At 44.0% G+C, this 22579-nt stretch carries 8 protein-coding genes and 4 pseudogenes; 5 read left to right on the plus strand and 7 right to left on the minus strand.

The genetic code is table 11. The features are described 5' to 3' along the window. The first annotated feature begins 406 nt into the window (after positions 1-406). Positions 407-793 (plus strand): hypothetical protein, encoded by a 387-nt coding sequence (locus RAM70_RS19065; protein ID WP_045359098.1) that lies wholly within the window; start codon positions 407-409, stop codon positions 791-793. A gap of 322 nt (positions 794-1115) precedes the next feature. Here RAM70_RS19065 and RAM70_RS19070 read toward each other — a convergent pair whose 3' ends face one another. Together RAM70_RS19070 and RAM70_RS19075 are read right to left on the minus strand one after the other, a co-directional pair. Further along, a complete protein-coding gene (locus RAM70_RS19070; protein ID WP_045359101.1) occupies positions 1116-2492 on the minus strand; it encodes a cobyrinic acid a,c-diamide synthase CobB in 1377 nt (458 codons plus the stop codon). A 317-nt stretch (positions 2493-2809) separates the two neighbouring features. After that, a complete protein-coding gene (locus RAM70_RS19075; protein ID WP_002759867.1) occupies positions 2810-2950 on the minus strand; it encodes a hypothetical protein in 141 nt (46 codons plus the stop codon). Positions 2951-3367: 417 nt separating this feature from the next. Here RAM70_RS19075 and pckA point away from each other — a divergent pair, with 417 nt between their 5' ends. Beyond that, entirely contained in the window at positions 3368-5047 is a 1680-nt protein-coding gene (pckA, locus tag RAM70_RS19080) for a phosphoenolpyruvate carboxykinase (ATP) (RefSeq protein WP_312675136.1), read from the plus strand. Positions 5048-5772: 725 nt separating this feature from the next. Here the strand turns inward: pckA and RAM70_RS23030 are convergent. Together RAM70_RS23030 and RAM70_RS19085 are read right to left on the minus strand one after the other, a co-directional pair. After that, a pseudogene (locus RAM70_RS23030) lies at positions 5773-5874 on the minus strand (bluetail domain-containing putative surface protein); the annotation flags it as partial. A gap of 441 nt (positions 5875-6315) precedes the next feature. Then, positions 6316-6555: pseudogene (locus RAM70_RS19085) on the minus strand (zinc ribbon domain-containing protein); the annotation flags it as partial. A 59-nt stretch (positions 6556-6614) separates the two neighbouring features. Between RAM70_RS19085 and RAM70_RS19090 the strand changes: the two are divergent. Both RAM70_RS19090 and RAM70_RS19095 read left to right on the plus strand, forming a co-directional pair. After that, a complete protein-coding gene (locus tag RAM70_RS19090; protein WP_312672026.1) occupies positions 6615-7055 on the plus strand; it encodes an IS630 transposase-related protein in 441 nt (146 codons plus the stop codon). Continuing rightward, positions 7001-7486, plus strand: a pseudogene (locus RAM70_RS19095) (IS630 family transposase); the annotation flags it as partial. The gene RAM70_RS19090 and the pseudogene RAM70_RS19095, both read left to right, overlap by 55 nt. Before the next feature lie 19 nt (positions 7487-7505). Here the strand turns inward: RAM70_RS19095 and RAM70_RS19100 are convergent. Continuing rightward, a pseudogene (locus RAM70_RS19100) lies at positions 7506-8453 on the minus strand (RNA-guided endonuclease InsQ/TnpB family protein); the annotation flags it as partial. 31 nt (positions 8454-8484) lie between these two features. On the opposite strand from RAM70_RS19100, the gene RAM70_RS19105 reads away from it, so the two are divergent. Beyond that, positions 8485-8826, plus strand: coding sequence for an alpha/beta hydrolase family protein (locus RAM70_RS19105; protein ID WP_045359122.1), 342 nt, complete (start codon positions 8485-8487; stop codon positions 8824-8826). A 254-nt stretch (positions 8827-9080) separates the two neighbouring features. On the opposite strand, the gene RAM70_RS19110 is transcribed toward RAM70_RS19105, so the two are convergent. After that, positions 9081-9620: a PEP-CTERM sorting domain-containing protein gene (locus RAM70_RS19110; protein ID WP_152607003.1), complete on the minus strand. Its 540-nt coding sequence runs from the start codon at positions 9618-9620 to the stop codon at positions 9081-9083. A gap of 336 nt (positions 9621-9956) precedes the next feature. Continuing rightward, positions 9957-21965, minus strand: a complete 12009-nt coding sequence (locus RAM70_RS19115; RefSeq protein WP_312675137.1) for a SwmB domain-containing protein — start codon at positions 21963-21965, stop codon at positions 9957-9959. Between the last annotated feature and the right edge of the window lie 614 nt (positions 21966-22579).

Here is a 22579-nt window from a genome sequence, read left to right on the forward strand (position 1 = left end):
TTAGGAGTCAGTAGCCGGTCGTCAGGAGTCAGTAGCTGGTCGTTTCAGGCTTTGTTGCCCTCTTTTTTGTACAATTTTTCTACTAAAAGAAGGATAATGCCAGGTTTTTGAAGGTTCCAATCCTATTTTCGCAGCATGAACATCGGATTTTAACAAGTCAAAAGCCTTATTTTAAAAGGGTTTTACCATTATTCAGCAAACCCTAGGTTAGAATCCTTGCAGAGAGAAAACTTAATCTCAAATAACAGGCTCGTCTAGACGAGTCGGGCAAGGTTCTGTGATTTTGATAACGACGACTGGACTGGGTTGTTGTAAAGTTAATTGATGATTCCTATAGTGGCACTCTTAAATATGGAGTGATGCCTAATGGGCAAAACTTAGCGCCCACAAAAACAGGGACAAGACCATGAAAAAAAGAAAGATAGCCAATACACTGCGTAAAGCCTTGCTAGAAGATGGCAAGATGGAACGCGCTCTCTATGAATACGAATTAGAAGAACACATAGACTACTGGTACGAAGGTCTCAAGTCCGACCGGGATCAGCTTGTCTTTGCCGTCACGGAAAACTCCGGTCACGTGGCAATGGTATTGATTACGCCAGATAAAACTATCTACGTCAATGAGGAGGCGAGAGAGAAACTAGCTAAATTCTGGATAAAAGCTTATGAGAATAATATAAATCAACTCATTCCCATGATGGCAGAGAATTTGGCCAATGATATTATCTCGGTGACAGGCGTTAAAATGGTGTCCCCAAACCAGAAGCGACGCTGGGTTAGTTTGCGCCCGTAGAGTTAAAGTCAAGAAAGGCTCACTTAGGAAAAAATTGATATTAGTTCTGGTTCTGGGGTTCCCAGATGACGGGAAACCCTCAAAAACTATCCGCCCTTACCAATTGCTCGGTAAGGGCGGTGTAGCGGGTCATCGGAATCGACACCAGACTGCCGGAAGGAACTCCAGCTAGTCTAAATCTTGTTTAGACGTGGGGGTCTAGAGAACAGCCCCGGCGCACAGCCGGCTATTGTCGATTAGGAGACCCATGCTTTTACTACTTTCTACCATCGACATCACCTCCTGTATCCCTTAACGGATTGATTATCAAATTTATCTGTAATTAGCTTAACGCAGCTGTGCGGAAAAAATCAAGGCCGGCAGCTAAAAATTTTTTCGGCAGGCCCAGATTAGCCCCAAAATGTAGGTGGAGATAGGAAGCGTGCAGATTCTTACCTTGCCACCCTTCGGCATTGATAGCACTTTTTGGGAATGCTTGCAGTTGATAAATCGGTGCGTCGCTCACCCCGCTTAATTGGGAGCGATGGAATTCATGGCCGCGCACTGGTTGACCTGCTTTGAGCAGGATCGTCTCCTGTTTGGCGATGGCTTGCCGATAACCTAGGGTTAATTTCGGTGACATTATAGCAGATTGGGGGATTATTTGCAACATAGAATGGTTTTTTTGCTCAAAATCAATTATTTTTTCACATAAATACATTAATCCCCCACATTCGGCGTAGGTGGGCATTCCAGAGGCGATCGCTTTTCTCACCTGAGTTAAGATAGGGGTGTTAGCGGCTAATTCTGGGGCAAAGATTTCGGGAAAACCGCCACCAAAGTACAATCCTTGTAGGTTTTCGGGCAAATTTGCCCCTTGCAAGGGACTCCAAAAGATTAATTCTGCGCCTAAATTGGCTAAAATATCGAGATTATCGGGATAATAAAAGTTAAAAGCCTTATCTCTGGCAATACCGATACGGATAGGGGGAAAAAGCTTATTTGCTCCTGTGGGATTTTTCGGGTTCTCTGGGGGAGAAATGGTCAGTAAAGGCAAGAGAATGTCCCAATTAAAGCAGTTTTGGGCAATAGAAGCCAGTTGATCTTGCAGTTGCCTGATTTCTCCTAGTTCATCCCTGGGAACTAATCCTAGATGGCGATCGGGAATTGTCAGGGAATCTTGACGACGCAGAACCCCGACAATCGGCATATTGATCGATTCTAGGGCGGTTTGCAGTAATTGCTGGTGGCGATCGCTACCAACCCGATTGAGGATAACTCCGGCTAGATGGAGATTTTTGTCTAAAGATTGATAACCGCGGACAATAGCGGCGACAGAGGTAGATAAACGACTGCAATCGATAACTAACAGCAGAGGAAGCCCTAAAATACGGGCAATATGGGCGGTACTGGCATAATCGGGAAATTGAGTATCGCTTAATTGAATACCATCAAATAGCCCCATTACCCCTTCAATCAGAGCATAATCGACATTTTGACAATGTTGGGCAAAACAGGTTTTTACATAGTCTTCAGAAGTTAAAACCGGATCGAGATTGCGACAGGGGCGACCGGTAAAATGAGTATGGAACATGGGATCGATATAATCTGGCCCAACTTTAAAAGATTGCACTCGATCGCCACGACTGATTAAATAGGCCAAGATTGCCAGAGTAATCGTAGTTTTACCGACTCCGCTTCTTTCTCCCGCGATGATCATTATTAGTTGTTTTTTTTCGAGATCGAGCTAGACTTAATTAACCTGTTAAGTAGTTGGACAAAAGTAAAGTTAACTGTGGGGTAAGGAGTCAGTAGCCGGTCGTCGGTCGTCAGTAAGAATTGCGGCAATTTACATTTCTTAAGATAGACAACAGAATTTATGTCCGACTACTTACACAATCAATTCTAAAGCTTGCCAACGGCTAATAGAGTTAATTTTGGCCGCTAACTGGTCCCTGTGTCAATCGACTTTTTTGATTAGGGGTGAAATCGATTTGACCACGTTTAGGATCCTTGGCATCATCTCCGGACGACCAGCTATTGTTCTGACGTTGCCCAAAACCAGAGACTTCCTACGCCACCATGAAGATAGGCTAAGACGCATTTTAACCGCCTATCCTTGAGATTGGCTAAATCTACCCAAATCCCTTTACTGTTGCCTGTTGCCTGTTGCCTCATCTCAACAAGCAATTTAAATTCGCGGGCAGCTTAACTGCTAGATTAGCTGACCAATTTTGTTTAGCTGTTAATTTTTGTAAAAAAAACATCGTCTGTATCCTATTGTACAGATAGACTAAAAATATCTAGAAAAAGCAGTTAGATCGGCAAGAGGGAAAAGGTAAAAACCCTGACTGGGAGATGAGGGGTAAATACGCAAATAATCCTGAATTACCGCTCTAAGATTGGCTTTACCGACAGCGAAAGACCAGATTAATCAGGCAAATATCGTCAAATAAACTAATTAATATAGCTCCTTAGGTGTCTGGGAGTGAAAAGGACAGAGAACGGAGTTTTTCTAGTTTCTATAACTGCACTAATCAGAGACCTGGAACTTAGCTCTAAACCGACAACTAAATTATCAGGAGAATTGGGGTTATGCCGACTCTACACACGCTGACCAATGATAGTATCTCTTGTCCCTTGCCCGATCGCATGGAGAATGTCAATTTCTACTACGAATTAGAAAATCAAATTCATCCCACCTACGGCCTCGAAAACCTAGGCATGAAAAATCTCGGTCGCGTTTATCGCAATCTTTCCGTACCGCAATTAGTCGAACAGGCGATCGAACGTCATGAGGGCGTTTTAGCCGATAATGGGGCTTTAGTGGTGGAAACAGGTAAATATACCGGTCGTTCCCCCAAAGATAAATTCATTGTCAAAGAAGCCAATAGCGAAAAGGAAATCGACTGGAATCAGCATAACGCCCCGATTAGCGAGGAAAAATTCCAGCAGTTATACCGAAAAGTCCTCGCCTATGTGCAGGGAAAAGACCTATATATCTTCGATGGTTACGTCGGATCCGATCCTAATTGTCGCTTTGGCGTGCGCGTTGTCACCGAAATCGCCTATCATAACCTCTTTGCCCATCAGTTATTCCTCCGGCCCAGTGCGATCGAACTAGCTGCCCATCAAACTGATTTTACCGTGATTGCCCTGCCGGGGTTACAGGGAGATCCCGAAGATGACGACCTGAACAGCGAAGCCTTTATCGTCCTCAACCTGGCCAAAAAAATCGTTCTCATCGGTGGCACTCGCTACGCTGGCGAAATCAAAAAATCCGTCTTCTCGATGATGAACTACCTGATGACCAAACAAGGGGTTTTACCGATGCACGGTGCCGCTAACATGGATAAACACGGTCATACAGCCCTCTTTTTCGGTCTCTCCGGTACGGGTAAAACCACCCTTTCCGCCGATCCTAAACGCAGCCTCATCGGTGATGATGAACACGGTTGGTCAGAAGACGGCATTTTTAACTTTGAAGGCGGTTGTTACGCTAAAACCATCCGTTTAAGTGCCGAATACGAACCCCAAATCTGGGCAGCGATTCAATTTGGCACTATTCTCGAAAACGTGATCCTGTCCCCCGATAATCGCCTTCCCGACTACGATGATGGACGTTTGACCGAAAACACCCGCGCCGCCTATCCCCTGCGTTATATCCCTAATTGTGCCGTATCTGGCATGGGAACCCACCCGAAAACTATTATCTTCTTAACTGCCGATGCTTTTGGGGTACTGCCACCAATCGCCAAATTAACCACGAACCAGGCGATGTATCATTTCCTCTCCGGCTATACTAGCAAATTAGCGGGAACGGAACGGGGAATCACCGCCCCACAGGTGACTTTTTCCAGTTGTTTCGGTCAATGTTTCTTCCCTCTGTCACCCCTTGTCTATGCCCAAATGTTAGGGGAACGTTTAGAACAACACCCCGAAACCTCCGTTTATCTGATTAATACCGGTTGGTCCGGCGGTCCCTACGGAGTCGGCGATCGCATTTCGATCAAACACACCCGCGCTATGGTTTCCGCCGCTTTAAATGGCGATTTAGAGGAAGTCTTTTTCCATCCTCATCCCATCTTTCAAGTTCTCGTCCCCGAAATTGTCCCCGGAGTTCCCAAAAAAATCCTCGACCCGCGACAAGCATGGCAAGATGGCGAATCCTACGACCTACAGGCGCGAGAATTGGCCCATCGTTTCGTGGAAAATTTCCGTCAATTTACCACTGCCTCCCAAGAAATAATTGCAGCCGGTCCAATTTGGGAATAACAGCATCAAGGAATCGGTTATCAACTATCAGTTAAAGTGAGATTTTCTCGGAGTTTGATTTTCAGGTGGCGTATGTTGGTAAGCTGCCCGCGCATTTAAATTGCTTGTTGAGACGAGGCAAGAGGCACTCTTGCAAGAGGCAACAGTAAAGGGATTGGGGGAGATTCGGCTAATCTTAAGAATAAGCGCTTTAAATGCGTCTTAGCTTATCCCACTTAATCCACAAAAATGTACGGAGATTCGGGAATTTTTGTCCAATCAATTAAGGTTCTTCGTTACTTGGTATGGTTCGCTCAGGTGCGACTAAATCCTTATTTGGCAGGAGACTTAATTGATTAGTTCGTTCTAGATCGAAAACAATTGACAAAAATCGCCGAATACCTTTCTACGTAAGGGTTTCACTCCTTCTAAATCCGTCTATTGCATAACACAAACCGAAGAACCTCAATTAATCGGTGAACTTCAGGAAAAAAGAAGCATAAAAACGCTTAAAAATATTCGCTTAATGCTTCTTCCCAGGGTTGATCATAATTAGCGGTTGTTTGATTAATTTTTAATCATTATGCTAACCGAATCACAGAAGGAGAGCTTAGATAAGCTGCCCGCGCATTTAAATTGCTTGTTGAGACGAGGCAAGAGGCACTCTTGCAAGAGGCAACAGTAAAGGGATTGGGGGAGATTCGGCTAATCTTAAGAATAAGCGCTTTAAATGCGTCTTAGCTTACTTAGATAAAGAAGCTACTAACATTAATGCTACCTAAAGCTGGTAAAGTACCAGTAAATCCGGTGACATTTATTAATAAATCATTGCTGGATTGGAAGCCCGCAGGCTCTCTTGGGTTTGCTGGGTAAAATGTATTCTAAGATACAGTCCTGCCGGCGAGCGAGTGGAACGAACCACAAAGACACAAAGGACACAAAGATTGATCGCTCCTATATAGGGCTGGCTGAATAAATCTAAAAAACTTGTTGGATAAGGCTTTTAGACTTTTTTGACCTCAAAAAGTGCCGACCCTTGCACTGATCGGGGGTAAAATTCCGGTACTTTTTGCCTGAAAATTAGGTAACTGACTACCTCAAAATCGGTAAAACCCTACACCCCACACCCAACCCCCCCAACCCCCCCGATGTCGGGGGGGCAGGGGGGGTGGGGGGTTGGGGGGGCCACACCCTGCCCCCACGAAAAACTTTTTGCCGCAAACCCTATATAGGGCGATGGATCGTCTTGACATCCTCGCCGCCGTAAAACGGACGGCGATTCCCAAACCTCACGATTTGAGTTTCTGCTTCTTTCCCGAAGGATTTTTCGCACCTGCCGCCCCAGTTTTACTCTGTTCTGGTCATCAGGTCGCTCTACAGACTGACACCGCAAGCCCTGCGGCCAAAATATTTTTACTGGCGTTAATATCTCGGTCATGGTGAGTCCCACAGTCTGGACAGTCCCATTCTCGAATATTTAACGGCATTTTTTCAGCAATATACCCGCAATTACTACATCTTTTAGAGCTATAGCAAAGAGCGGGATAGTTAGGACATAATAGAGAAAAAGAAATGAGGAGAAGCTTTCATGGCAGCACCCTATAGTGATGATTTAAGACAGAAAGCAGTGAGTGCCGTAGAGCGAGGGGAGAAAAAAAGCCATGTCTGTCGCACCCTCAATATTAGTCGTAATACATTAGACCTATGGCTGAAACGGAAGAAACAAACTGGGACGGTGGCCGCTAAAACTAACTATCGTCGAGGGCCGAAGCCCAAAATTGACGATTTAGAAGCCTTTCAAAAGTTGGCCGAACAATATGGGCATTTGACCCAAGAAAAAATGGCGCAAAAATGGGCTAACCCAGTCAGTAGGATGAGAATTGGTCAAGCGCTCAAAAGAATTGGATTTACTAGAAAAAAAAAACTTATGGCTACAGAGAAAGAGATGAAGAAGCCCGAAAAGAGTTTCTCCAAAAAATCAGAGGTTATGCCCCGGAAAGATTTGTCTATATTGATGAAGCTGGAATAGATAACACCATCGATTATCCTTATGGATATTGTCACAAATCAGAAAGATTTGAGGCTTTAAAGTTAGGTCACTGTAGCGAACGAGTTAGTGTGATCAGCGGTTGGTGGCGTGGTTCCACGATCGCGCCAATGGTGTTTGAGGGGTACTGTAATACAGAGTTGGTGTGTGAGTGGATAGAACAATTGCTATTACCCGAACTACTACCCGGTCAAATTATCATCATTGATAACGCCAGTTTTCATCCCAAAGAGAGAATCAAAAAATTGTTAGCTAAAGCGGGATGTGAAGTGCTATTTTTACCCGCCTATTCTCCAGACCTCAACAAAATTGAAAAGTTCTGGGCTAGATTGAAAAACTATGTTAGTCAGATTATCAATGATAGTGAAAACCTTGTGGATGCTGTGAGTAAAGCCTTCAGGCATCTGTCCTAACTAACTCGTTCTATGCCATAGGAAACCATCTATCTATTTCGATGTAATTTCTCCCATACCAACGGCATTTATAGGCTAATTGTCGGGTTATTTCTCCCCAACTAACATCAGATATTGCCTGAGATAATTTCGGGTTTTTGACCAGATTCTTGACGGCTAAATTCTCAACCACAATCGTTTGGTTTTCACGAACTAATTGAGTGGTTAGCTTATGTAAATGGTCTTTTCTGCTATCGGTGATTTGAGCGTGAATTCTGGCTACTTTGATTCTTGCTTTTTCTCGATTTTTTGAGCCTTTCTGTTTTCTAGAAAGATTTTTCGCTGCTCTTCGCAACCTCTGATAATGTTTCTTAAAATGCTTAGGATTAGATACCTTGTCTCCATCGCTGGTAATCACAAGGCTACTAATTCCTAAGTCAATTCCGATGGCTTTATCTGTTACTGGTAGAGGCTTAATTGTTGGGTCATCAAATCTAATTGAAATATGCCAACGTCCAGAAGGATGTAATCTGACTGTTACTGTGCTTGGTTCACAGCTTTCTGGTATTTGTCTTGACCATCGAATAGGTAAAGGTTCTGTGCATTTAGCTAAATAGATTTGTTTGTCTTTAATTTTAAAAGCAGACTTAGTAAATTCGGCACTTCCTCCCTGATGTTTTTTCTGAAAGTTGGGATACTTAGTACGACCAGCAAAGAAATTAGTGAAAGCTGTTTGTAAATGTCTTAAGCCTTGTTGTAAAGGTACACAGCTAACTTCATTGAGAAAGTCTAATTCTTCTTGCTTTTTCCACTCGGTCAACATTGAAGAAGTTTCAGTATATCCTACTCTTTCTTGTCTTTCATACCAAGCTTGTGTTCTGAGATGGAGTGCCTTATTGTAAACCAATCTTACACAGCCCAAAGTGCGCCGCAATAGCGACTCTTGTTCGGGTGTGGGGTAAAATCGAAACGAATAGGCTTTTTCCATGTCTCACATTCTAGTATATATTTTGTAAACGATGCTCATATTTAACAGTAAAGCCGTCGTAGAACGACGGGGTTTCAGACCCAAAATTTTCGATGATGTCACGCGGACGGGAAAAAGTTACCCATCGGTTTTACAGTCAATTGATCAACCGACGGCGATCGTGGCGATCGATTCGGAGCTTCTCTATCCTCCCGTAGAACAAGAGGAGTTGGCGAAATATATCCCCAATTCGGCATTATTCTGGTTGCACTCGCCGCACGGTCACGACGCGTTTTTAATGGATGGCGATATGGATGCGTTGAATGATCTTCTCGTGACTTTCGGGAATGGGTGGGAAATGGGAAATGGTCGCGGGTTGGGGATGGTCGGGTAGAGAGCGCAGCTCTAGGCAAAAAATTATCATTAAACCTTTCTGCTTGTACTGGACAGAGTTGCTATCCATTTAATGACCGACTAGGCTTCGCCAGGAGATCAGCCCAACGGCAAGGATGCGTATGTTACCCGATTTTCGCGGCAAGTTTAATAGTCTTAGGCTTTTGAGGTCTAATAGGTTTCAGTAACCTTCTAGATTGTACTATACATAAGACTACTAATTACAATACTTATCTCGGTTCCGGCATACAGCATTTAGCCCCGCCGAAGCCTAAAAATAGCCCCAAGAGCAACGGCTATTCCCGTTCCCAGCAAGGTTGAGGGTTCAGGCACCTTGGGAACCGCTCCGGCCGGGCTGACCGCTCCAGATACCGCTTGCGGCAAAGGAGAAGCAAATGGTGTATAAACACTAACGGTTTCATTGAGCAGAATCATTCCACCGCTGGGGGTTAGGGGATTACTAAAGACAAAAGACAATACGTTGCTGCCTGCGTCCCTCCAGTCAATCGCCGTCACACCAATCCCTGCTGTATTGGATATTGACAACACATTACTGGCGCCAAAAGTAAAACCATCAACGGTAACATTGCTGAAAGTTATCTTGGGGGAATTGGCTAATTCATCATCAATGGTGAATGTACCTGAAATCAATAGATTAGTATCAGTTTTTGTTCCTGTATCCACGCTCCAGGTCAACGCTTGGGCGGGATTCGTGGTTAAAGTAGCACCGAGAAGGGATGCTCCCATAAGGCTAACAATGGCAAAATGACGAGGATAATTGAGAAATTGAGTCATGGGAAATACAAGAAATAAGAGGACAACAAAAAAGTAAATAGGGTTTGCGGCAAAAAGTTTGTTGGTGGGGTTAGGAGTCGGTCGTCAGGAGAGGAAGTCAGAATAACAGAATGACCTTGTGTGCCTGGAAGCGGAACCCTTTGCGTTCGCCTCCGGAAAGTGCAAGGGTTTTGAGTCCCTCGGCTCGATTTCTCAACGTTTGTCTCTGGCACTTTTTGGGCTAAAAAAGTGCCAAAACCGTTTTCTAGTAAGGCTTCCAGTAATTTTCAGCCAGCCCTAAATAAGATTCTCAGAGCAAAAATGCCGTTTAATTCCAACAAGAAATCCCCCCGTTGTTTAAATCGTGACAATCGTGACAAACCACTGGGGATGGTTGGCAAAATCCGTCACGGGTTGACCTGCGGCATTAGTGACGCTCGCCAAAACATCGGTACCCGACAGAATTTGATTGTTGTTAAAACTGAGAGCACCAAAGCTGAGGTTTTCCAGCACGAAGAGATCTCCTTCCGTGGCGTTGAAGTCCATTACTTGGTCGGATCCATCTCCTGCCCGCAGGACAAAGTTATCTGCCCCGGTGCCACCATAGAGCAAGTCGAGCCCCTTACCACCATCCAGGATGTCGTTACCCGCTTGCCCAAATAATTGATCAACCTCCCCATAACCGAAAAGTTGGTCATTATCCGCACCGCCTAACAGCACATCCCGTTGGGGTGAGCCAACAAGTACATCAATCCCCCCTAGTCCCTCTAGGCGATTGGTGCCGCTACTGGCTTGGGCGTTGAAATAATTATTCCCCTCCGTTCCCGCAATGCGTCCCCCAGTGGTGGGTACCTCAACGGGTTTCAGTTGGGCTAGTTGAAAGTCCAGCGCCACTAAGCCATTAACCACTTCATCGCCATCGAAGGGTCCACCATCCTGGAACTGCATACCATATAGATCGTTCAAGCCATTCCCGTCAACATCTTGCAATTTGCTGATTCCGTTAACGTTGGCAAAGGGAATGTTCACGTAGCTATCCGTGGCAGGATTCCAAATCACAGGCACGACCAGACCATCTAAATCCAGATCGAAGGTGGCTATCCGATCCGTACTATTGGTGCTGGTGATGTCAAACACGACGGAATTCCCCTCTGTTCCGTTAATACTTTTCCAGCGTCGGATCTGTTCATTGGGGGTTGCGACCGCCGCTTGCCAGGCATCGGGTACTAGGTTTGGATCGCTGCTTTCCCCTTCTAGGGTAACCGCTAACCCAAATTTACGCTTGCCGACGTATTTACCGTTATCGGGAATGGGTACGGTAACGGTGAGGGTGGTTTCCCCGGGGGCAAATACTGCCTGCCCCGCAACAGGCGTATAGCGATTGCCCGCCTTGGCACCCCCATCCTGGGTCAAGTAATCTACCCAGACGTATTTGTCTAAATCCCCTGTGCGTTGGATGGTAAATTCTACCTTTCCATCGGCTTCATTGGCTTTAGGATTAGACACAAATATGCGAGTAGGGGCATTAGGATTACTAGCAGTAGGACTAAATACCGCACTAGCAAAACTTCCAGCCGTGCTATCACCTGATTCACCGACACTATAGGATGTCATGGTTTCTGCACTAACAGAGGCTACTTCTAAAGTCGAGTTAGGTGTGGGGATGTTTTTTGTGGGTGCATTTTTCGTGACGGTGATAACATTAGTTGTACCTGTTTGCACAATGCGATTAAGTAAAACCGTGGCGGCGGAGGTATTGGAGGTATATTGATCGAACTTCTGATTATATTGATAGACTGTACCGTTGTTCAGACTAAAATCACTACTGAGACTAAGGGTATCATTGGCATCCATTACCACCGTGACAGTGTTGTTATCAGAAAGTTGCGTGACGGTTAGAGAATTAAGGGTAAGGGTATTTGCACCATAACCTTCGGTGACTAAAATCTCAAAATTGCGTAAACGACTACCGGGGGAAAGGGTAGTTAAATCCCAATCTTGTCCGTTATAACCCTCGAATCTTAACACATCTGTACCAGTACCACCATCTAAACGACGGAAATAGGTATCATTGACAGTAACAAAATCATCTCCGGGTCCGCCGTAAACTACGTCAATACCGCCGTTAGTATAAATTTGATCATCTCCTTCCCCGGCTAGGAAACTTTCACCCGTTGCCGTGCCAATCATGCTATCATCGCCGATCGTCCCGGTTTGAGTTACAGTTTCATTAAAGTCACTACCAAAGATCACGTAGGTCAGGTTATCGGCATCTCCCGGAGCGCCGATGATAAAGTCGCTAAAGCCATCGCCATTTACGTCCCCACCACCGCTGAGGGAAATTCCGGCTTGAGATGCGGGTAAACCGGTAATTACAAAGCCGCTGGTATTCGAGTTACCCGTAGAAGAATTAGATTGATTGTTACTTAAGCTGTTTAAATCAAAGGGTGACTTGGCCGAATAGGTGCTACCCCAGAGAGATTCCCCGCCACCAAAGACGACAAAGGCTGTACCATCGGTCGTGTTACTGCTATCCAGAGCCGTATTGGGGGAGGCAATAATTAGGTCATCGTAGCCGTCGCCGTTAATATCTCCCGTTGGTGCCACTTGGGTTAATAGCAACGCTTGATTATTAGCCACATTGGTGGACGCGGTCGGAGCCGGGGTCGCCAGCACCACATCAGGGGTGGAACTGCTACTCAAGCCGCTGGTGGAGCCGTAGAAAATTAACACTGCTCCTTGGTTATTTTCCAGCAGGTTATTATTCCAACTGCCGAGATTCGAGAAAAAGCCAGGAGCTAGGACGGCAAAATCCGCAATACCATCGCCGTTAAAATCACCGATATTTTGCAGTTGCTCACCGAATTGTTGAGTCTGATTCGGTTCGTAGATGGGATTGGAAGTAGCGATACCAATACGCGTTGTACCCGTTGTTGCATAACCGACCAAGATACTCTCTTGGAAAAAGACGGGGGAAGGACGATCAATGGTAGTTTGGCTTGGAATGTTATTGAGGGTACTGCTCCAGGTGCTACCCCCATCGGTAGAGGTCAAATATAGAATTTGATCATTGCTGTTGCCGGAACTAAAGAAAAGGTAAAGCGTATCTCCCACCGACAAAAGACTGGGCCCCGATGACGACGTCTGACCTGAAACCTGGTTACTGCTCCAGGAGGTTCCGTTGTAGGTGGCGACATTTACATTTTTATTGCCGTTACCGACAAAGCTCACCAATAAATTATCCCCATCCACTGCTACTCCCAGGCGATTGTCAGTTTCTTGAGCATTGCCAGAGCTATTGGTGACCGTGCCATTGCTCGACCAAGTGCTTCCATCGCTAGAAGTGGTATAGAGAATCGTTTGGGTACTATTATTGGCGGCAAAAAAGAGGTAAAGATCCTCGTCATAAACAGCTAGGGTCGGGCCAATGCCAGTAGGAGCCTTATTGCCGCCAGCGTTGATGGAATTAGTGCTATCAAAGGTTAAGCCTAAATCGCTACTACTGTCAGTCGTTGCCGGGGTAACAATGACCAGGTTATTTGTGGCGGTGAAAGCAAGGTAAAGTGTGTTATTAAAAACCGCTAGAGAAGCTTGGCTCACACTTTCAAAACTACTCCCTAAGCTGGTCAGCCCTTCCCAGTTATAACCATCTGCACTTCTTTGAATATAGAAGTTGTAAGTAAAAATACCAGTGATAGGGTTTACCTCGGTAGTGTTATAGACCATATATAAATAGCCGTTAAACACCGCAAAGGAAGGGGAAAATACAGGAGTGTCGTCAAGACTATTGAAGCTCCAGTCACTATTATTTAATGTTCCTGAAATTGCAGCAGAAGGAGGCGTGATATTGGTGCTATTACTACTAGCGGAACCAGCAGAACCATTACCTAAATAAACTGTAGCCTGTCCATTCCCAGTGGCATTAGGACTGATCACATTCCCATTGGGATCGCCACCACCAATATCGCCAAAACCATCGCCATTCACATCGCCGATGCCATTAAAGACGGTATTACTATTAGCGCTAAAGGTGACAGAACTATTCAGAGCGCCGCTACTGTTACCTTTGTAAAGTGTCTGCCCACCATTAGAGGATGACAATAACAAATCATCATAGCCATCGCCGTTGTAGTCCCCTACAGCAACAAAATCCCCTATCTCCGTCAGGCTAGTATTACTACTGGTGCTCAGGCTTAAGGTTTGTTGGGGGCCTAGGTTGGTGTTACCTAAAATCAGATAGAAATTATTATTCTGATCTACCACCCCAAAATCCGCTAATCCGTCGCCGTTAAAGTCGCCTGCGGACGCAACGCTTTGAATCAAGCCGCTATTGGAAATATTAATAATTAACTCATCGGTTCCCGCCGCTGCGTCCAGTAAATTTTGGGTACTAGAGCCAAAAGTGACAACAGCGCCATTGCCGTTAATGGTGCCTCCGGCCAGCACATCGGCAAAACCATCCCCATTGATGTCCCCCAACATAACGACATCATTACCTGCTCCTAGCAGAATTTGGCTACCGCTAAGGGCGGTGACATATACGTCAGCCTCGGAGTCGGTGCCAGTATAGCCTAGATACAATCGACCCCCTAAAATAGCTGGAGCGGGGAGATAATTACTGGTTTGGTTATCAATCTCGTTTAACCCAGACCAACTGGTTCCATTGCTAGAAGTCAGATAGTAAAGATCGCTACTGCTATTGCTATATGTAAAGTAAAGTTGACTGCCGTCATTGGTAATGCCAGGCGCTGTACTGGCGCTAGTTGCGCCGCTCAGTTCCGATACGCTCCAAGTTAGGTTCGTTAAATTTGAACCGCTGGTGTTAGTGACGTAATAGTTATTACCGCTACCTACCGTTCCACCCCGATAGGCCAGGTAAAGCGTTTCGCCCATGACGGTGGCGCTGACGGCTTGGCTGGCAGTTTGATTACCACCACCCGGATTGGGGACTGTGTAATCCGTTGACCAGGAAGCTCCTGATTGGGGATTATCAGAGTAAACGTAAAGAATATCGCTATTAGACTCGGTGCTGACAAAAAAGGCCATCAACTGGCCTTGATATTCCACCAGGGAAACTCCAGCACTGGAAAATTGATCAATGCTGTATTGGCTACTCCAACTCTGCCCGTTATCAGTACTGGAAGTGATATTAATTTGTTTGTTCGTCCCCACATAAGCCAGATAAAGCGTCCCCTTATAAAAAGCTAAGGATGGGGACTGACTGGTAGTTATACCACTGGGGAGTTCTACTGCGCTTGTCCAGGTTTGCCCGGCATCACTGCTAGTGGTCAGATAAATTTGATTACCCCCCTTTTCCACATAGGCGAGGTAAAAAGTGCCGTTATTGTTGATAAAGGCAGGGGCGGCGCTCGATTCATCTCCGAGGTTATAAATTTGGGTTCCTACCGCTACGGAGTATAAGTCGCCATCAATAACAAAACCGTTATCACCGGAAATATCGGCTAATTTAATACTGCCATCGTCCGCTAACCAGGGATGACCATAAATAGTGTAGAGTTGTCCCGCATTAGGCGCACTAATCATTAAATCATCCACCTTATCACCGTTCACATCCCCAATACCACTAGCGGCGGCTCCCACTAATTGATAAGGTTGATCTCCATTGAGTAAGAAGGTGGTTTTACTATCAGTAGCGGTAATGTTGAGGTCAAAAATAGTACCAATGTCACCGAGATCAAGCGGTCCGAAAAGCACATAACCTTGACCAGTGCCGTTTGCACCCTGAGGTGCGGTAATCAAAAAGTCTGCATAACCATCGTCATTAACATCGCCAGGAGAAGTAATAACTGCCCCTGTTTGACTGGAAAGAAGCCCTCCGACAATACCTAGATTAGATACATTGCCAAGATTTTGATAATTACTGTTGGCACTTACTCCTCCTTTAAGAACATAAACGACACCGTTATTATTACTTGCTCCCGGGGCAGAAATGGCTAAATCATTGATACTATCACCATCTAAGTCACTACTATTTAAGGCACTTCCCGCATTGATGTTATTAGGTGTACCATTACTGGAGGGAAGATTGGGACCGGTATAACTCACATATTGCGTTAATGTTGTTGTGCCATTACTTTGATAGACATAGACTGCCCCCAATTCGGCTTGGGTGGTGGAGGGATAACTATTATTTTGATTGGTATTACTAGGAAGTCCGTCCAAACCAGTCCATTGATTAGTAACCGTTCCTTGAAAGTTGATCGCACCGATAATCAAATCATCGGAAAATTGATTATTAGTAAAGGTAGTGGAAGTAGGTGTACGAGAGGAAACCGCAAGGCTATAACCTGCTAACTCTCCCTGGTTAGTGGAATTGTAAATAGTTGAATAGGTTGAACTACCATCGAAGGCAACATACACCGCCCCATTGCCATTATTTGCCCCCGGCGCACCGATGGCAATATCAAATTTAGTACCACTGGCGTAAGTGCCATTAGATTGAGCGTTACTGTTAAAGTTACCCACCGCCACGGAATAACCAAAGGCGATATTGGTAGAACTGGGGGCATTAATTACATAACCTTGACTGCTAGTTAAATTCGTGACATCAATGCTGGTTCCTTCTAAATTATTAGAGCCATAAACCACATATACTGCATTCGCATTGGGATCACCAATGACTAAATCCTGATAACCATCACCATTGACATCTCCTGTGGCCATACTGAAAGGAAAATCGCCGTTTGCTTGTCCAGTATCACTTAAACCTGTAATCAAGACACCGTTAGGATTGCCAGTTAAATCGGTAGTAGTTAAGGGATTGGTTTCACTGTTTAATAATACTGCTTGACCACCAAAGAGAATTTGGATTGTCCCTCCTGATTGTGGGACGCCTGAGGTGTTAGTATAGCCCCGATTTCCCACTGCTACATCTGATTTACCATCGTTGTTAAAGTCAGCATACAGAATTGAATAACCGATACTAGGATTATTGGTGTTGATAATAAAACCACTATCGATTAAAGCAAGGGAAGAATCATTGGCTTCGGTGACTGTGGCTGTTCCTAATACTTGGTTAGAGTTGATGGTTGTGGGTTGGCTGGTGACATCTCCAGGAGTGATAGATTGGGGAGTATTACCATTGATAGAATAGTTAAAGTTAGAGTAATTATTACCTCCTCCATCGATAAATAAATCTAAGTCCACATTAGAGGACAAGATTGTATATTCAAAACTACCATCAGGATTAACAGGATTAAGCAGTTTATCCCCTTGCACTACGGCTAGTTGATAACCAGTGGTATTGCCGACACTCCATGTGATAGTATCGCCATTACTATTAGTAGCAGTGACAACAATAGAAGTTATTTTTTTACCTGTAGTCTGATTCGATAAATTGAGGGGTAAATAAATATCAGGATTACCGTTAGGATTTACATAGCCACTGCTGTTAGCGGTAGTGTAAGAAGTCACATCCCATTCAGGTTTATTAGCATTGGATAGTTGAGTGGCGATGGGCTCGTAGGTAGGATCAATAACACTAGGCACACTCCAGGAACTACCATTATAAGTTACATAGTTGGTATTTGGTCCGGCAGGTAAAGGAGCGATATATTGAGAATTATATTTATTGCCTATTTGACTGGTATTAAATAGGATTTGAGAAATTTGAGAAGGGGTTAAATTGCCAAAATCCGATATATTACCAGTTTCGCTATAGGTTAAGGCTTGACTATAAAAAGCCACCTCATCTAAATAGACGGCACTGGTATTAGAAGCACTAGCAAGGCTGACAGTGGCACTGTTCGGGAGAGTTAAGGCTAAATTCTCTTGAGAGACCGAGGGTTGACCATTAATATAAAGGGTAGCAGTATCGGTTTCTCCGTCATAACTGGCAACCACATAATACCATTGGTTAGCGCTAGGAGTAAAACCACCGGAGCTTAGGATATTTCCATTGAGATTGAAAGATAACTCTGTATTGGTGAGACTTATACTCACCAGGTCACTAACTGATAGTAATTCTATCGAACTTGAGGATAAAGAGGGTGCTTTAAACCAAAATTCTAAGCTAAAAGAAATACCAGAGAAGGGAATGGCGACGGAAGTGGCACTATCGCCTGCATTAAACAATACGGCAGGATTGGGATCACCCTGATTAGTGCTAGTATTTTCTAACGCACCTACCTGATTAAATGTTACTGAACCACTATAAGTACCATTACCGCCAGCCCCGTAAATACCTTCATTGACAAGGGTTGTACCACTGGTTTCCGCTAGACGATAGTAAAGTAGAGGAGATTCTTCTTGGGTTAATTGACTATAGGATGTAGCCTGAGTTTCTGTCCATAAAACTGTTGGCTTACCGTTAATGGTGACAATACTTAACTCTGTTGAGGGATCAGGATTTGCGTCAGTGTAGAGAATTTCAGGACTACTCCAACTTGCCTCCCCACTATTATAAGTAAGGCTTGACCAGTAAATGTTTGATTCGCCCTTATTATTATAGTTAATCCATGCGGCCATCAATTCGTTATTCGGTCCAGAGCCGATGACGATTTTGCCTTCCGAGCCTTCTTGTTGTGCTATGGCAGCGGCTACCGTCCAACTACCTCCACTATAGATAGAGTAATAAACGTCAGATTGATTGAAACTTTCATTAATTAAGGTAGTTTCATTGTCGGTATAAAATTCGCCAGGTACAAGGTTCGCATTTATATCACTAGCATCAGCATTAGACCAGACTAACACGGTAATATCATTAGTGGAGTCATAGGCCCCTACGGGATTAAAGTTAAAACCGCCTGTCCCCGGAATACTGCTAATACTGCTAACTAGGTTAGTATCAGCAGAATTGAGTAGAGCGTATTTAATAACAGTAGTTGGAGTGCTAGGGGATGTAATAACGGGTTGATTGCTAAAATTAGCCACACTACCGTTAGTACCAGATAAAGAATTACCCGTATAACTTACTGTAACGATGTCTCCATTACCGATGAGATTTACACCCTCTGGGGGTTGAACCGTTAAAATAACCGTATTGCCAGTAGTATTTACGTTCCCAAGTATCGTAAATACCTGTCCATTACTTTCTACAGTAAAGTCGCTATTGGTAACACCATTATCGGTTAAACTTTGATCGAAAACGAGGGTAATTTGATTACTGGTATTATTTTCAACGATCGCACCCGCCCCCAATATAACGGGGGGATTGCTACTATTAGTGGTGTTAGTCAGGGCAAAATTACTAAATTCATTAACCCAAAGGGTCGTATTAGTAAAGGAATTATCAATGTATAGATTAGTATTATTGCTGGTGGGATTTGAAAGATTGTAACTAAGATTTAACTGTGTGTCTCCACTCACCGCGGTACCAAGAGTTAAAGTCAGACTATTATCATTAACTTTGACATTGGTTACGGTATAGGTATTACCATCACTATCGGTGACGATAAATTGATTAGCAGTAGGAACATCAGTGCCATTGCCTAGATCGTCGATAAAATTCAGGGTGACAAGTTCCCCGTTAACAAAACCGGAGATCGGTTCTAGAGGCGGAACCTCCGCAACCCATGCCAATAAAGGAGATGAACCACCAGAAATAATGAAGGGCGCATTATCTTGTCCTAAATCCGCTTCAATATTTGCTATGAGGGAGGAAGTTGTAACAGCAGGCGGGGTAATCCCTGTTACTAAGGAGCTAATATTTTGACTGTTGTAAGTTATGCTAACAATTTGATCGGGAGATACACTCTGATTGAGACTCAAAAAGACATTATTCCCTGTGAGGGAAACAGAAACACTCTGTACCTGGACATCATTCACCGTTGTACCATCAGAGTTGGTAACGGTGACGGTATAATCTGCAACAGTGTCGGAGAATGTCAGATTAGAATTGTTGTTTGAAATGAAGACAGATGACTGAGAGACTTGGGCAGATACGCCATTTTGAATGGTAAAAGATTCGATCAAATCTCCGTTACTATCTTCTAAGGGGTTACTACCTAAAGAACTACTATTGTTATAACTAATGGTGACATTTTGTAGAGACTGATTCGTAACCGATGAGGCAAATGTTAATAACACACCATTATTAGTTACCTTCGCATCGGTAATGGATAAGACCGTACTTCCTGATTTGACGGTAAATCGAGCAAGATCAGGACTAACCGTCGTATCTAACGGAGTGTTAAAAGCGAGAAGGAGGGTGGGATTAATATAGTTTTGACTGTTACCACTGGTGGGATTGTATTGATAAGCAAGGGAGTTAGGAGTATTATTAGTAACGCCTAAATCAGAGATATTTTCGATCGTATTGCCATCCGTATCCTTGATCCCCTCATTATTAACAAAATTGAGAGAGACATTATTGCTAGTGGGTGTAGGATTATCAGAACTGGTGTAATCGAGATTTTCCGAGGTAGGAATGGCATTTTCTAACTGTAAAATAACGAGATTAGAACTCGCACCTGCTACCACACCAAAAACAGGAACATTAGTAATATTGCCATTAATATCCGTCACGCTGACAGTAAAGTCACTCGCGGAGGGAAGTGCAGCTAAATTTGTGCCGAAGTCCACTGTAATCAAAGAACCAGCTAAACTGGCGCTAGTGGTAGAAGCCATTAACGCCAAAGAAGCCGAACTTGCTACTGAGGAGGAGTCACTGTCACTACTAGAGTTTTTATTGCCGTCAAAAACATTCCAAGACCAACCCGGATTGAAATTAAAACCTAATCCTAAAGGACCTATCTTCACCTCTAAACCAACGGGAAAAGTTAGGGAGATAGTATTATCTGTATTTCCAATACCGAAGTTAAAAGCAGTTTCGACACCACCGTTTATATCTGCACTCAGAATTGGTACATGGGGAATTTGAGCCTTACCGACTACTCCTGTAGTCAACACAGGAAAACTAATCGAGCCTTGGTTATCTAATCCTTGGGTCGTGCCATTGATAAAAGCGGCGAAGCTTGCCCCTACAGCAATCGCTATATCGGCGGCCAGAATTCCAGCACCGCTACCCTCAGTTGTTCCCTCTTTCGCTAGATTCATCAGTAGTATATAGGCGTCGGCACCAGCACCTGAACCTATCGCTTTTCCCAAATCACCTAGTCCTGCCAACAAAGTTTGAGGCGAATAGGTTTGTCCAGGAATAGGTGTCCCCAAAAGGTTAAAATTAATACCGACACTACCCGTGGCATCTAAGGTAAAAAATCCTGCGGTTTCCTCTGCTGGTATAATCGGAAACTTTACGGAAGCGGTTATGCCTAAAACGTTATCTATATCAAGCAAATCATAGGGTGAATTGTTAGAAAAGCTATACTTAGAATCTAGGTCAAATCCAAAAGTAATAGGACTTTTTCCCCGTATTTTTGTTGCAGTAGAGGCTGATGGTATATTAGTATCATCGGCAAATAAATTACCAAAGATATCACTACCTTGATTATCAACGGTGGGCTCAGATCCGGTTGTATTTTTCCAAGGGCTTTTTAACTCTTTGGGGGATTCCCATTCTAGCTGTGCATTTGTTTGTAAAAAAATTGATGGTTCTCCACCAAAAGTTGTCCCGCCTGACAATGTACCTACAAGCTCGAAATTTTCCAAAAAGGGTTTGATGATCGATCGAAGAAAGCCACTGCTAGGCACACTGTTCATCAATTCCCAATCTTTTAACAAACTACTAGCAAAGTATAATTGGGCATTCCATGAGCCGAAAGGTTGTTGTGCTTGTTCTTCTTCTGTTTCGTCGCTACTAATACTTAAACTATTGGCTTTTGTGGCTGATTGTCCCGCTGGAGTTGTGCTTTGAGCATTGCTTAAAACCCCCGGATTAACGACACCATTATTCGTTAATTGAGGGGAATAGGGGGCAGTAGGTATTACATTACTGGTACTTGTAGAGAATTGACTACTGCTAACGCTAAAGGTTTGAGTGTAAAAGTCGGTATCTTCTTTGATGCTGAGATTCGCAACATTATCAAAGTTAACCTTTGAACCGATAACGATTACTTCGCCGCTATCATTAACTGTAACGGTAGGTTCTAAATCACCTACTTGATCTGAGGTGAGAGTTTGAGGAGTATCTAACCATTGTAAATCGGCATTCTCGTCGTATTGGGCGGCGGTATAGAAAAAATCGCTATCATTCAGATTTCCCTGTTGCCATACCACTGCTAATCCCGGATTGCTACTATCAATCAGCTGACCACTAGCGACGAGATTAAGACTGGTGACAGGTTCAGTACCCGTAAAAGCAATAGCTTCGGCATTTTTCCAAGTTTCCGAATTATTGTCATAGACTGCGTGCCAAATATTGCCATTATCAGCCCAAACGATATGAGTAACCCCTGTGGTAGAGTCAGTGGTGATAGCCGAAAGACTGGAAGCGAGATTAATAGACATGACTAAAAACTTTGAAGAAGGGTTAAGGTCAATTAAGTTTGAATTCCACTAGCGTGGTTAGGTTGAACACTAGACTTGTCGGGAAGTAGCGATCAAAATTGCTGAAGCTTCTGTACAGACAAACTTGCAGCGATTTTGCTCCGAGATTTCTGAGTAGATAGAGCCTTGGGGTTGACCATAGGGACTTAGAGGGTGAAGTCACTTTTTGTTGCCCACTTTCGTCATTAATCTTCAGTGTAAGTTGACTTGCCTTGAAGGATCTCTGTAAAATTGTCATTTTTGTCATGACCTTAATTATCATTTTTGTCATGACATTAAACTTCTTCAAGGTGTTAGGACTACAAATGCCTCTAGTACTAACCGGATTGAGAGTAAAAATCAGATATTGCTGGGTGTTCCCAACTCTGGAAGCGGTTATTTTGAGAAACGCTATGGGAGCATCTCACTTATGCAAGTGAGTAGTTATACTTATCGCTAAAACTTGCTTCTGGTAAGGCTTTCAAAATAGCTTGACATAAAACTTAATTTAGGAGTTACAAAGGTGAGATGCTCCCAACGCTATAGCGTTAAGCTACTTTGCCTTTAAATTGGATATTGTTACAATTTAGAAAAAC

Origin of the sequence: Microcystis wesenbergii NRERC-220, assembly GCF_032027425.1 — a bacterium.
Classification (GTDB): domain Bacteria; phylum Cyanobacteriota; class Cyanobacteriia; order Cyanobacteriales; family Microcystaceae; genus Microcystis; species Microcystis wesenbergii_A.

What these genes read in the sequence shown, in the direction of transcription:
- RAM70_RS19065 (WP_045359098.1), top strand. Translation starts at nt 407, where the DNA reads ATGAAAAAAAGAAAGATAGCCAATACACTGCGTAAAGCCTTGCTAGAA.
- RAM70_RS19070 (WP_045359101.1), bottom strand. Translation starts at nt 2,492, where the DNA reads ATGATCATCGCGGGAGAAAGAAGCGGAGTCGGTAAAACTACGATTACT.
- RAM70_RS19075 (WP_002759867.1), bottom strand. Translation starts at nt 2,950, where the DNA reads ATGAGGCAACAGGCAACAGGCAACAGTAAAGGGATTTGGGTAGATTTA.
- pckA (WP_312675136.1), top strand. Translation starts at nt 3,368, where the DNA reads ATGCCGACTCTACACACGCTGACCAATGATAGTATCTCTTGTCCCTTG.
- RAM70_RS19090 (WP_312672026.1), top strand. Translation starts at nt 6,615, where the DNA reads ATGGCAGCACCCTATAGTGATGATTTAAGACAGAAAGCAGTGAGTGCC.
- RAM70_RS19105 (WP_045359122.1), top strand. Translation starts at nt 8,485, where the DNA reads ATGCTCATATTTAACAGTAAAGCCGTCGTAGAACGACGGGGTTTCAGA.
- RAM70_RS19110 (WP_152607003.1), bottom strand. Translation starts at nt 9,620, where the DNA reads ATGACTCAATTTCTCAATTATCCTCGTCATTTTGCCATTGTTAGCCTT.
- RAM70_RS19115 (WP_312675137.1), bottom strand. Translation starts at nt 21,965, where the DNA reads ATGTCTATTAATCTCGCTTCCAGTCTTTCGGCTATCACCACTGACTCT.